This is a genomic window from Erythrobacter oryzae (assembly GCF_030271515.1).
GTDB classification, from domain to species: domain Bacteria; phylum Pseudomonadota; class Alphaproteobacteria; order Sphingomonadales; family Sphingomonadaceae; genus Erythrobacter; species Erythrobacter oryzae.
The window spans coordinates 617,027-629,439 of record NZ_JASCXI010000002.1 but is presented as its reverse complement, the minus strand read 5'-3'; the positions used below and the strand labels follow the sequence as shown (position 1 = coordinate 629,439).

Annotated in this window: 10 protein-coding genes; all 10 read right to left on the bottom strand. The window is 69.2% G+C overall.

The genetic code is table 11. From position 1 onward, the window contains the following. Positions 1-6: 6 nt before the first annotated feature. Positions 7-1,689, bottom strand: a complete 1,683-nt coding sequence (gene ftsZ, locus PFX90_RS07615; RefSeq protein WP_285711794.1) for a cell division protein FtsZ — start codon at positions 1,687-1,689, stop codon at positions 7-9. A 165-nt stretch (positions 1,690-1,854) separates the two neighbouring features. Next, complete coding sequence (ftsA, locus tag PFX90_RS07610; RefSeq protein WP_285711793.1) at positions 1,855-3,195, bottom strand: cell division protein FtsA; 1,341 nt, start codon at positions 3,193-3,195, stop codon at positions 1,855-1,857. After that, positions 3,195-4,124: a cell division protein FtsQ/DivIB gene (locus PFX90_RS07605; protein WP_285711791.1), complete on the bottom strand. Its 930-nt coding sequence runs from the start codon at positions 4,122-4,124 to the stop codon at positions 3,195-3,197. Before PFX90_RS07605 ends, ftsA begins: the two co-directional genes overlap by 1 nt. Continuing rightward, a complete protein-coding gene (locus PFX90_RS07600) occupies positions 4,102-5,091 on the bottom strand; it encodes a D-alanine--D-alanine ligase (protein ID WP_285711790.1) in 990 nt (329 codons plus the stop codon). The genes PFX90_RS07605 and PFX90_RS07600 overlap by 23 nt, the downstream gene beginning before the upstream one ends. Further along, positions 5,088-6,053 (bottom strand): UDP-N-acetylmuramate dehydrogenase, encoded by a 966-nt coding sequence (murB, locus tag PFX90_RS07595; RefSeq protein ID WP_285711789.1) that lies wholly within the window; start codon positions 6,051-6,053, stop codon positions 5,088-5,090. Before murB ends, PFX90_RS07600 begins: the two co-directional genes overlap by 4 nt. Beyond that, the gene (murC, locus tag PFX90_RS07590; protein WP_285711788.1) at positions 6,050-7,483 is read right to left on the bottom strand and encodes a UDP-N-acetylmuramate--L-alanine ligase; all 1,434 of its coding nucleotides are present in this window, start codon (positions 7,481-7,483) and stop codon (positions 6,050-6,052) included. Before murC ends, murB begins: the two co-directional genes overlap by 4 nt. Next, the gene (murG, locus tag PFX90_RS07585; RefSeq protein WP_285711787.1) at positions 7,480-8,703 is read right to left on the bottom strand and encodes an undecaprenyldiphospho-muramoylpentapeptide beta-N-acetylglucosaminyltransferase; all 1,224 of its coding nucleotides are present in this window, start codon (positions 8,701-8,703) and stop codon (positions 7,480-7,482) included. The genes murC and murG overlap by 4 nt, the downstream gene beginning before the upstream one ends. After that, positions 8,700-9,932, bottom strand: coding sequence for an FtsW/RodA/SpoVE family cell cycle protein (locus tag PFX90_RS07580; protein WP_285711786.1), 1,233 nt, complete (start codon positions 9,930-9,932; stop codon positions 8,700-8,702). Before PFX90_RS07580 ends, murG begins: the two co-directional genes overlap by 4 nt. Continuing rightward, a complete protein-coding gene (gene murD / locus PFX90_RS07575; protein ID WP_285711785.1) occupies positions 9,929-11,296 on the bottom strand; it encodes a UDP-N-acetylmuramoyl-L-alanine--D-glutamate ligase in 1,368 nt (455 codons plus the stop codon). Before murD ends, PFX90_RS07580 begins: the two co-directional genes overlap by 4 nt. Positions 11,297-11,311: 15 nt before the next feature. Then, positions 11,312-12,382 (bottom strand): phospho-N-acetylmuramoyl-pentapeptide-transferase, encoded by a 1,071-nt coding sequence (gene mraY / locus PFX90_RS07570; RefSeq protein WP_285711784.1) that lies wholly within the window; start codon positions 12,380-12,382, stop codon positions 11,312-11,314. Positions 12,383-12,413: the final 31 nt, after the last annotated feature.

Here is a 12,413-nt window from a genome sequence, read left to right as displayed (position 1 = left end):
GCGCGGTTACTGGTTGTTCTGGCGGCCGAGGAAACGCGGGATGCTGAGCGCCGGGCTGTCCTCGCCCTCCTCGTCCTCGTCATCCTCGCGAGCCGTGGAGCGCGAGAGGTTGGCCATGCGCTCGAACAGCGTGCTGCCGGCGTTGCCGGAACCATCGCCGCCGTCACCGCCAAGCAGCCCACGACGCCGTCCGCCGCCGAGGCGCGCCTCGACCGGGCGGTCTTCGGCGGCGAGCCGGTCGGCGCTGGCGAGAAGATCGTCCTGCGCCGGGCCTTCGTCCTCGGCGTCTTCGTAAGCGGCGTAGCCGTCATCGAGTTCGAGCGCCTCGCCGTCGTCTTCGGCCGCAGCTGGAGTGCCAGCGCCGTAGCCCCCGGCCTCTTCCGCGCCGCGCAGGCCTGCCAGCGGATCGACGATATCGTCGACGTCGTCCTCGTATTCGTCGCCATAGCCGTCACCGGCCTGCATGCCGGTGAGTTCGAACGGCGCGGCAGATTCACTCTCGGCTTCCTCGACTTCGGCCTCGCCCAGATCGAGCGTGTCGTCCTCGTCATAGCCGCCCGAGGCACCGCCCAGATCGAAGGTCGGCGCGGGGGCCGGTTCGGGCGCCGCGATGGGGGCTGCGGCGCCGAAGCCGTCATCGTCCGACAGTTCGAGCACCGGCCGCTTGGGCGCACGCGCGGCGCCGAGCGAGATCGACTGGCTGCGCTCGGACTGGCCGATGGCGCTCTGCTCGATCCCGGTGGCGACCACCGAGACGCGGATCTTGCCCTTGAGATCGGGGTTGAATGCCGAACCCCAGATGATGTTCGCGTCTTCGTCGACCAGTTCGCGGATGTGGTTCGCGGCTTCGTCGACTTCGAGCAGGCGCATGTCCTCACCGCCGATGATCGAGATGATGACGCCCTTGGCGCCCGCCATGCTGACACCGTCGAGCAGCGGGTTGGCGATCGCCTGCTCGGCCGCGTCGAGCGCGCGGTTCTCGCCCTCGCCCTCGCCGGTGCCCATCATCGCCTTGCCCATCTCGCTCATCACCGAACGCACGTCGGCAAAGTCGAGGTTGATGAGGCCGGGCATGACCATCAGGTCGGTGATCGAGCGCACGCCCTGCTGGAGCACTTCGTCGGCGAGTTGGAAGGCTTCCTTGAAGGTGGTCTCCGCCTTGGCGACCAGGAACAGGTTCTGGTTGGGAATGACGATCAGCGTGTCGACGTGGTTCTGCAACTCCTCGATGCCCGCTTCGGCGGCGCGCATCCGGCGGGTGCCTTCGAACAGGAACGGCTTGGTGACGACGCCGACGGTCAGCACGCCCATGCGGCGCGCGGCTTCCGCGATGACGGGCGCAGCGCCGGTGCCGGTGCCCCCGCCCATGCCGGCCGCGATGAAGCACATGTTGACGCCCTCGAGCGCCTTCTCGATCTCGGCGACGGTCTCTTCCGCCGCGGCCTTGCCCACTTCGGGCCGCGCGCCCGCGCCAAGGCCGCCGGTGATGTCAGGCCCGAGCTGGATGCGCTTTTCGGCCGGCGAGGTGCTCAGGGCCTGCGCGTCGGTATTGGCGACGATGAACTCGACGCCCTCGATCTCGGCCGCGATCATGTTGGCGATCGCGTTGCCCCCGGCCCCGCCGATGCCGATGACGGTGATGCGGGGACGCAGGTCGTCGCTCGCTGCGGGTCCGATATTGATGCTCATGAGCTGGTCCTCCAGGCGCAGGGACGGATTTTTCCCACCTTCCCCCGCGCATTTATCGTCTGTGACATAATCGTCGTGCACATTTTATAGCGGCAAAACCCTTATCCACAGCATCGGGCCTCGGAAACCGCACGATGCCGCGGCGTAAAGCGGGCGCCGGGCGGCTCAGAAATACTCCTTCAGCGCCCGGAACAGGCGCATCACCAGCGCCCACAAGCCGCTCTCGCGCGAGAAGGCGCGGTAGACCCCGGCGCGCCCCGCGCCCACCGCGCGGATATCGACCGGGTCGTCGGCGGCGTAGAGGCACAGGCCTGCCAGCGTCGCGAAGCCCGGCGCGTGATGCGCTTCGGGCATGCCGGTGAGCTGCGGCGGGCGGCCGAGCCGCACAGGCTGACCCAGTGCACCCTGCATGAAATCGGCCATCCCGGCAAGCTCGGCTCCCCCGCCGGTGAGCACCACCTGACCCGCACGCGCGCCGGCAAAGCCCATGGTCTTGAGCGCCTTGCCGATCTCGCCGGTGAGCACGCCCAACTGCTGGGTGACGACTGCGATCAGCTCGGCGCGCACGATGCGGTTCTTGTCGTCTGCCCCGCGCGCGAGCGGGCCGACCGGCGCGCCGCCCTCCCCGCCCTCGCCCGGGCCATTAACGGGGATCAGCTCGCGGTGATCGGCAGGGCTCGCGATAGCCGAGCCCGCAACGCATTTGAGGCGCTCGGCCTGCGAGCGGCGGATGCCAAAGCTCGATGCGATCGCATCGGTGATCGAGCCCGAACCCATCGGCACCGCGTGGAGCCCGAGCAGCATCCCGCCTGCGAAGACCGCGACATTGGTGATGTCCGCCCCGATCTCGACCAGCGCGACGCCCAGCTCGCGCTCTTCCGGCGTCAGGCAGGCGTGCCCGGCGGCGAGCGGGGCGGCGACCACGCCCTCGACCTCGAGATGCGCGTTCTGCACCGCCTCGGTGAGGTTCCTGACCGGCGCGCCGTCGGCCAGCATCACGTGGATATCGACCCCGAGCCGCTCGGCATGAAGCCCGCGCGGGTTGGCGACGCCGTGCGCGCCGTCGAGGGTGTAGTGCGCAGGCTGCGCGTGGAGCACCTTGCGCCCGTCGGGCTGGATCATGTCCTGCGCTTCGACCAGCAGCGCCTCGACATCCTCGTCCTCGATCCGCCGCCCGCCGATCTCGATATCGACCGCGACCACGTGGCTCGCAAGCCCCGCCCCGGCGCAGGCGATCCAGACGCTCCGGACGGGGGTGTTGGCGGCTTTCTCCGCGCGCTCGACCGCGTCGCGGATCGCGTGGGCGGCGGCGGCCATGTCGGTGACATAGCCGCGCTTGACGCCGGCGCTGGCGCGGTGGCCGCTGCCGAGCACTTGGAGGTCGCCGCTCTCGGTCTCGCCCATGATCATCGCGCTGATGCGGAACGAGCCGATATTGACCGCGGCATAGGTGCGCGCCAAGCGGCGCTGGGCCGCGGTTGGCTTGGGGGCGGCTTTGGAGGCCATCAGGTGGTCTCCCCCTCTTCCTCGGGCGCGGCGACGACCTTGGGCTGGCCGACCGCTTGCGGCAGGCGCATGTAGAGCCGCGGCGGCGTGCGCATGTCGAAGGCCAGCACCTTGCCGCCCAGCAGCCGGTTCTTGCCGTCGAGCCGCGCGAACTTGACGAGCGCCGTCGCCGCCTCGACCTCGCCCTCGGGGAGCGCCAGCAGCTGGCCGGTGGTGAAGGTCAGGTTCCAGCGCCGGTTGCCGACCCATTCGGCGGCTTCCACCTTGGGCGCCAATGCCGGCGCGGCGGCGAGCAGCATCTCGAGCGCCTGCGCCTGCTTGCCCGCTCCCGGCCCGGCAAGCCGCAGCATCCCCTTGGTCTTCTCCGCCGCGACCGGCTCGAGCTCGACCCCGCCCGCATCGATCAGCATCAGCCGGTCGGGCCGCTCGAGCACGGCGTGCGGCGTGCGCTCGACGATGTCGATGGCGAGGGTGTGCGGCAACTGGATCGAGACCCGCGCGTCCTTGACCCAAGGCAGCGCGAGCAGCTCGGCGCGCAGCGCGGCGACATCGACGTCGGGCATGGCGCGGTTGCGCTGCTTAAGGACGCGGGCATAGACCTGCTGCTCGTCCATCCGGTTGGTGCCGGTAACGCGCACGTGGCGCACCTCGAACCCGGCATCGGCGGCGATTGCGGCGACCTGGGCCTGCGCCAGCGCGGGGACGCCCGCAAGGCTGGCGATCACCGCAGCGATCCCGACGCCCGCGCCGATGATCATCGCGAGCCAGATGCGGCTCCACTGCTCCTCGGTGAAGGGAAGGAAGCCCATGATCCGGTCAAGGACGCCGCTCGCCGACCCGCGCGCCTTGCGCGCCGCGACCGCGCGGCTCTGCGCCTTGGCGGCGCGGCGGACGCCCGAGGTGCCGTTACGCCTGATCTGCTGCGCCATGCGTGCCTCCCTGTTTGAGAGCGTGAACCCGAAGCGCCTCGGCGCAGAGCATCTCGACGAGGTCGGCATAGCTGATCCCGCAGCCCGCTGCCTGTTCGGGGACGAGGCTCAAGGGCGTCATGCCCGGCTGGGTGTTGGTCTCGAGCACGAAGAGCCCGTCCTCGCCCGCCTCCTCGTCCCAGCGGAAATCGGTGCGGCTGGTGCCGTGGCAGCCCAATACCTGATGCGCCTTGACGGCATAGGCCTCGCACAGGGCGGTGATCTCGGGCGGGAGTTTCGCCGGGAAGATGTGCTCGGTGCGCCCGGCGGTGTACTTGTTCTCGTAATCGTAGAAGCCGTTCGCCACGATCAATTCGGTGACGCCCAGCGGACGCGGTCCGTCGGGGCCGTCGAGCACGGCGGCGGTCAGTTCGCGGCCCTTGATGAAGGGTTCGGCGAGAAGTTCAGCGAATTCCTGCCACGGGCCGGTCGCGTCGGGGCTGATCGGGTTGCCGACATTGCTGTTTTCGGTGACGATGGCGACGCCGACCGAGGAACCCTCGTTGACCGGCTTCAGCACATAGGGGCGCGGCAGCGGGTCGCGCTGATGCAGCTCCTCGCGCGTCACGATCCGCCCGCCCGGCATGGGGATGCCATGCGGCACCAGCGCCTGCTTGGTCAGCTGCTTGTCGATCGCGATCACAGAGGTGGCGAGGCCGGAGTGCGTATATGGAAGGCCCATAAGGTCGAGCATCCCCTGCACTGTCCCGTCCTCCCCCGGCACGCCGTGGAGCGCATTGAAGACAACATCGGGCTTCGCCTCATGCAGCTTGAGCGCGACATCGCGCCCCATGTCGATGCGGGTGACGCGGTGGCCCTTGCTCTCGAGCGCATCGGCCACGCCCGCGCCGCTGGTGAGCGAGACCTGCCGCTCGTTCGCCCAGCCGCCCATCAGGACCGCGACATGAAGAGGCTTGGCGAAAGTCACGGGCGTCCCACTCTCTGAATTTCCCACTCGAGGCTCACGCCCGTCTGCGCATAGACCCTGTCGCGCACCAGTTCCCCCAGCCCTTCGATGTCTGCGCTGGTGGCGGTACCGGTGTTGATGAGGAAGTTGGTGTGTTTTTCGGAAACCTGTGCACCGCCCAAGGTGAGGCCGCGGCAGCCGGCGCGGTCGACCAGTTCCCAGGCCTTGTGGCCCTCGGGGTTCTTGAAGGTCGATCCGCCGGTCTTGGTGCGCAGCGGCTGCGAAGCCTCGCGCGCGGCGGCGATGCGGTCCATTTCCGCGCCGATCGCGCCAGGCTCGCCCGGGTGGCCGCGGAAGCGGGCCGAGACCACGATCGCGCCCTCGGGCAGGGCCGAGTGGCGGTAGGAGTAGTCGAGCTCTTCGGCGTTCAGCGTGATGAAGCTGCCGTCATGCAGGATCACCGCGCAGTCGAGCAGCACGTCGGCGACCTCGCGCCCGTAGGCGCCGCCGTTCATCCGCACGAAGCCGCCGACCGTGCCGGGGATGCCGCGCAGGAATTCGAGCCCCGCAATGCCGAGGTCGCGCGCGGTCGAGGCGACCAGAATGCCGCTCGCCCCGCCGCCGCAGGTGAGTTCCATCTCGCCGGTGTGCTGGACGCCCGCGAAGGCCTTGCCGAGCCGCACCACCACGCCGGGCACGCCGCCGTCACGCACGATCATGTTCGAGCCGAGGCCCAGCGCCATCACCGGGATCTCGCCGTCCAATCGCTCGAGGAAAGCCTTGAGGTCGTCCATGTCGGCGGGCTCGAACAGCCAGTCGGCCGGGCCGCCGGTCTTGAACCATGTGTAGGGCGCGAGCGGGGCCTTGCAGGTGAGCTTGCCGCGGATGCCGTCCAGCGGCACGGGCGCGGCGACGGCGCCCTCGACCGCGCAGGTGGGCGCGGAGCCATCGTCGGAATGATAGGTGTCGCCCGGCTGGTTCATGCAGGAACACCCCGCTTCGCCGTGATCGCCGGAGCCAGCCCTGCGGCCCACTTGGTGATGTCGCCCGCGCCGAGGCACACGACGAGGTCGCCCGGCTGGACTTCGCCCGCGAGCGTCTCGGCCAGAGCGTCGGCGCCCGCGATCTCGCGCGCGGCGCGGTGCCCGCGCGCCTTCATCCCCGCGACCAGCGCGGCGTGATCGACCCCCTCGATCGGCTCCTCGCCCGCGGGGTACACCGGGGCAACATAGGCGATGTCGGCGTCGTCGAAGCACGACTGGAAGTCGTCCATCAGGTCTTTGAGGCGGGTGTAGCGGTGCGGCTGGGCGACCGCGATCACGCGGCCCCCGGCGGCCACAGCCTCGCGCGCGGCGGAGAGCACGGCGCGGATTTCGACCGGGTGGTGGGCATAATCGTCGATCACCGTGACCGAACCATCGCCAAGCGCGACCGTTCCAACCTTGGTGAACCGCCGCCGCACCCCGCCGAAGCGGGCAAAGCCGGTGCGGATCACCTCGTCCGAACAGCCCATCTCGATGGCGACGGCGATGGCGGCGAGGGCGTTCTGGACGTTGTGGCGGCCCGGCATGGGCAGGTGCACGCCCTCGATCCGGCGATCCTCCAGACCGCGCTGGCGCACGATCACATCGAAGCGGTTGCCCCCGTCTTCGGAAGCGATGTTGACCCCGCAGATGTCGGCCTGAAGCGAGAAGCCGTAGGTCACGACCTTGCGGTCTCGCACCGCGCCGATCACTGCCTGCACGACGGGATGATCGACGCACAGCACCGCCGCGCCGTAGAAGGGGACGTTGTGGATGAACTCGACGAAGGCCTTCTTGACCCCGTCGAAGTCGCCGTAGTGGTCCAAGTGCTCAGGGTCGATATTGGTGACGACCGCGATGGTCCCGTCGAGGCGCAGGAAGCTGCCGTCGCTCTCGTCGGCCTCCACCACCATCCAGTCGGAATCGCCGAGGCGGGCGTTGGAGCCATATTGCTCGATGATCCCGCCGTTGATGACCGTGGGGTCGATCCCGCCCGCATCGAGCAGGGTCGCGATCATGCTCGTGGTGGTGGTCTTGCCGTGGGTGCCCGCCACCGCGACGGTGGATTTGAGCCGCATCAGTTCGGCCAGCATCTCGGCGCGGCGCACCACGGGGACGCGGGCTTCCAATGCAGCGGCGACTTCGGGGTTGGTGCGGCGCACGGCGGTGGAGGTGACGACCACCGCGACGCCTTCGACATTCTCGGCCCGGTGGCCGACATGCACGGTGATCCCGCGCGCGCGCAGCCGCTCGACGCTCGCGCTTTCGGCGATGTCGCTGCCCTGTACCTGATAGCCCAGATTGTGCATCACCTCGGCGATGCCCGACATGCCGATCCCGCCGATCCCGACGAAGTGGATGATGCCGATATCGGTGCCGACGCCCTTCATTGATCAACCTTGTCCTTGGCAGCCTTGCGCGCCGTGCCGGCGGCGGGCCGCACTGCGGCCGCTGCCGCAGGCGCGCTCTCGCCCACGCGGATCACGTCCATCAGATCGATCCCGCTCATGGTCTCGACGAGGTCCGCGAGGTCCTTCGCCGCATCGGGCCGCCCGCAGTTGAAAGCGCAATGCGCCGCGTTGGCGAGGCTCTGCGGGTGCATCGCCATCGCCTGGATCTGCTTGGCGAGCTCCTTGGGCTGGAAGGCGTCCTGCCGGATCATGCGCGCGCCGCCCGCCTTCACCATCTCGCGGGTGTTCGCCGCCTGATGATCGTCGGTCGCGATGGGGAGCGGCACGAGGATCGCCGGGCGGCCCACCGCGGTAAGCTCCGCGATGGTCGAGGCGCCCGCGCGGCCGATGAACAGATGCGCGTCGGCCAGCCGCGTGTGCATATCCTCGAAATAGGTGCCGAGTTCGGCGGGGATGTCATGCTCGGCATAGCGCTTGCGCACCGCCTCGAGGTCTTCCGCGCGGCATTGCTGGGTGACCTGCAAGCGCTGGCGCAAGGCGGGCGGGAGCATGGCGAGGCCATCGGGCACGACCTGCGACAGAATGCTCGCGCCCTGCGAGCCGCCGGTAACGAGGATGCGCAGCAGGCTCTCCTCGGTGAAGGCGGGGAAATCCTGCTCGCGCAAAGCCAGCACTTCGGCGCGCACCGGGTTGCCCACCAGATGCACCTTGTGCGCGTGCTTGGGGCTGAGGCGGTCGACCTTCTCGTAGGAGGTCGCGATCGCGTCCACCCGCCCCGCCAGCAGGCGGTTGACCCGGCCGAGCACGGCGTTCTGTTCGTGGACGATGCTCGGCAGCTTGGCAGCGGTCGAGGCGAGCAGCGCGGGCAGCGCGGGATAGCCGCCGAAGCCGACGATCGCCGAGGGCTGGAAGTGGTCGAACAGGCGGAGCGCCATCGCCCGCCCCTCGAGCACCGCGCGCACTCCCGCGGGCCAGCCCAGCGGGTTCTTGCCGAAGCGGCCTGCGGGCAGCACGTGGGCGGTGAGAAAATCGGGCTTGCCCGGGATATTCGCCCCGCGCTCGTCGGTGATCAGTGCGACGTGGTGGCCGCGCTGGTGCAGCTCGGTGGCGAGCGCGAAGGCGGGGATCAGGTGCCCGCCGGTGCCGCCTGCGGCGAGCACATAGTGGCGCGAGGCACCGGTGCGGGTTTCGCTCGTCATGGGCGTTCTTCCTTGCGTTCGATCAGCTCGCGCAAGCTCCCTCCCTCGCGCGCGAGGAAGGGATTGCGCCGGGTGATCGCCAGCAATAGCCCAAGCGTGAAGCACACCGCCAGTGTCGATGAACCGCCGTAGGAAATCAGCGGCAGGGTCATGCCCTTGGAGGGGAACAGCTTGAGGTTGACGAGGATGTTGATGAAGGCCTGCCCCCCGAACTGGGTGACGAGGCCCGCCGCGGCGAGCAGCGCGAAGAGGTTGTCCTCGCCCGTCAGCCGCAGCAGCGCGCGCATCACCAGCCCGCAATAGAGCACCACGATAACGCCGCAGACGATCAGCCCGAACTCCTCGCCGATGACCGAGAAGATGTAGTCGGTGTGCGCCTCGGGCAGGTTCATCTTGCGGGTGCCGAGCCACAGGCCTGCCCCCGTCCACCCGCCCGCGGTAATGGTGCGCTGGGCGAGGTCGACCTGATCGAAGGCGGTGCCGCCGCCGAGGAAGCCGTCGATGCGGTGGCGGGCGTTGTCGTAGAACAGGTAGGCGAGCGTCAGCGCGGTGATGCCCGCAGCACCCACCCCGGCGATCCGCTGCCACGGCAGGCCCGCCAGAAGCACCATCACCAGCCAGATCCCGCCGAACAGGATTGCGTCACCAAGGTTGGGCTGGAGCATCAGCAGCCCCGCGATCAGTGCAAAGAAGCCGGTGACGAAGGCGATCACCGGCAGGCCCGGATCGCGCAGCCGCCAGCTAAGGATCCACGCGCAGATGATCGCGAAACCCGGCTTGAGGAACTCCGAGGGCTGCAAGCTCATGCCGACATTGATCCAGCGCCGCGCGCCGTTCTTCTCCTCGCCGATGAAGGGCACCACGAACAGCAGCGCCAGCATCACCGCGCCGACCAGAATGCCCAGCCGCCGCGCCTGATCGCGGTCGAGGAAGCTGAGGCCGATCAGCACGGCCAGGCCGATCAGCTGGAAGACGATGTGCCGCTTGAAGAACATCAGCGGGTCGAGCCGGGTGCTGGCAGTCGAGAGCATGTCGGCGCTCGCGGGCGAGGCTGCGGCGACCGCGACGAGGCCGATGGCCATCAGCAGGCCGATCAGCAGCAGCATCAGCTTGTCGATCTCGCGCCACCAGATGCGCACGGAATCGCGCCAGCGGCGCTGCACGGGCACGGGGGGCAGATAGGCACCTGGCCCGCGTGCGGAGGTGGCGGAGAAGACCGGCGCGCTCATGGCAGGATGCTCCGGTCAGCGGTTTCGATGCAGGTGTCGCAGCCGGTGATCGCGCCGACCATCTGGCGGAAGTGAAGCCCCCGCTTCTCGTAGTCGCGGAACTGGTCGTAGGAGGCGCAGGCCGGGCTCAGCAGCACCACCTCGCCGGGCTGCGCGGCTTCGGCGGCGCGGCGCACGGCCTCGCTGATGAGCTCGCAGCGTTCGACCCTGACCTGCCCTTCGAGTAGGTCGGCAAACATCGGCCCTGCCTCGCCCACGGTATAGGCGGCGGCGATGTTGGCGAGATGGTCGGCGCAGGCGCCGAGGCCGTCCTCCTTGGGCAACCCGCCGACGATCCAGTGGATGCGGGGGGCGCCATTGGTCGCCGGATCGGGCGGGAAGGCGGCGAGCGCGGGAGCGGCCGAGGCGGCGTTGGTCGCCTTGCTGTCGTTGATGTAGACGACCCCCTCGACCTCGCAGACGCGCTCCATCCGGTGCGGGAGGCCGCGATAGGAGGCGAGGCCTTGCGCAATCTGCGCATCGCTCAGCCCCAGCTGGCGGCAGATCGCCACCGCCACGGCAGCGTTCTGGGCATTGTGCGGCCCGGCGAGCGAAGGCGAGCGCCCCTCGGCCAGCCCCGCCGCGTCGAGATCGGCGGTCTTGACCCGCACCGGCGCGCGGCCCGCTGCCGCCAGCCGGTCGGCGATGGCGGTGGTGGGCGCGTCCTCGTCGCAGATGATCGCGGTGCCGCTCGCCTGCATCTGGAACAGGCGTTCCTTGGAGGCGGCATAGGCGTCGAACCCGGCGTAGCGATCGAGGTGATCGGGGGTGATGTTGGTCAGCGCCGCGACATCGCAATCGAGCGTGAAGGTGAGGTCGATCTGGAAGCTCGACAGCTCGAGCACATAGACCCCGCCTTCGGGCAGCGGCGCCTGCCCGAGGATCGGGTCGCCGATGTTGCCGCCCATCACGCTCGGCACGCCCGCCGTTTGCAGGATATGGTGGACCAGCGCGGTGGTGGTCGACTTGCCGTTGGTGCCGGTGATGCCGACCACCTTGTGCGGCGGCAGGCTCGCGCGCGCGGCAGCGAAGAGCTCGATATCGCCGATCACGGGCAGGCCATATTGCCACACGCGCGGCCCGATGGGGTGCGAGTTCAGCGGCACCCCGGGCGAGACCACCACGCCCGCAAAGCCGGTAAGGTCGAGCTCGAGCGGGTCGATCAGCCGGCAACGCCCCTCGAACGGCGCGCGCGCGTGGGGCTGGCGGTCCCAGCCGATCACCTCCGCCCCGCTCGCCAGCAGCGCCTCGGCCGCTGCCGCGCCCGAACGGGCGAGGCCGAGGACCGCGTAACGCTTGCCCTTGAAGGCGGGGGAGGTGATCACGGCCAGCACCCCTCCCTATCGCAGCTTCAGCGTCGACAGCCCGATCAGCGCGAGCACGATGGCGATGATCCAGAAGCGGATCACGACCTTGCTCTCCTTCCAGCCGAGCTGTTCGAAGTGGTGGTGGATCGGGGCCATGCGGAACACGCGGCGGCCGGTGCGCTTGTACCAGAACACCTGCACGATGACGCTCACCGCCTCGAGCACGAACAGCCCGCCGACGATGCCGAGCACGACTTCATGGTGCGAGGCGACCGCGATCGCCCCCAGCGCTCCGCCAAGGGCAAGCGAGCCGGTGTCGCCCATGAACACCGCAGCAGGCGGGGCGTTGAACCACAGGAAGGCGAGCCCCGCCCCCATGATCGCGGCGCAGAAAATCGCCAGCTCGCCTGCGCCCGGCACATGCGGGATGCCGAGATAGGAGCTGAAATCGACCCGGCCGACCAGATAGCAGATGATCGCGAAGGTGCCCGCCGCGATGATCACCGGCATGGTCGCAAGGCCGTCGAGCCCGTCGGTGAGGTTCACCGCATTGCCCGCGCCCACGATCACGAAGGCGGCGAAGACGTAATAGGCCGGCCCCAGCGGGATCACGAGATCGGAGGTGAAGGGCAGATAGACATTGGTGTTGATCTGGCTGACGATCAGCGCGCTGGCGACGCCCGCTACGACGAACTCGCCCAGCAGCCGCACCCGTGCAGGCACGCCCGCATGGCTGTTCTTGGAAACCTTGTCGTAATCGTCGAGGAAGCCGATCACCCCGAAGCCGATCGTCACCGCAAGGCACGCCCAGACGAAGGGGCTGGTGAGGTCCATCCAGAGCAGCAGCGCGCAGGTCAGCGAGACGAGGATCATCAGCCCGCCCATCGTCGGCGTGCCGCGCTTTTCGAGGTGGGATTGCGGGCCGTCCAGACGGATCGGCTGGCCCTTGCCCTGCCGCACGCGGAGGAAGTTGATGAAGCGCTCGCCGATCAACAGGCCGATCACCAGCGCGGTCATCAGCGTCGCGCCCGCACGGAAGCTCTGGTAGCGCACCAGATTGAGGATGCCTTCAAAGCCAAGCCATTCGGCAAGCAGGTAGAGCATTCAGTCTTTCCTCGCGCCCGTCACCGGGCCT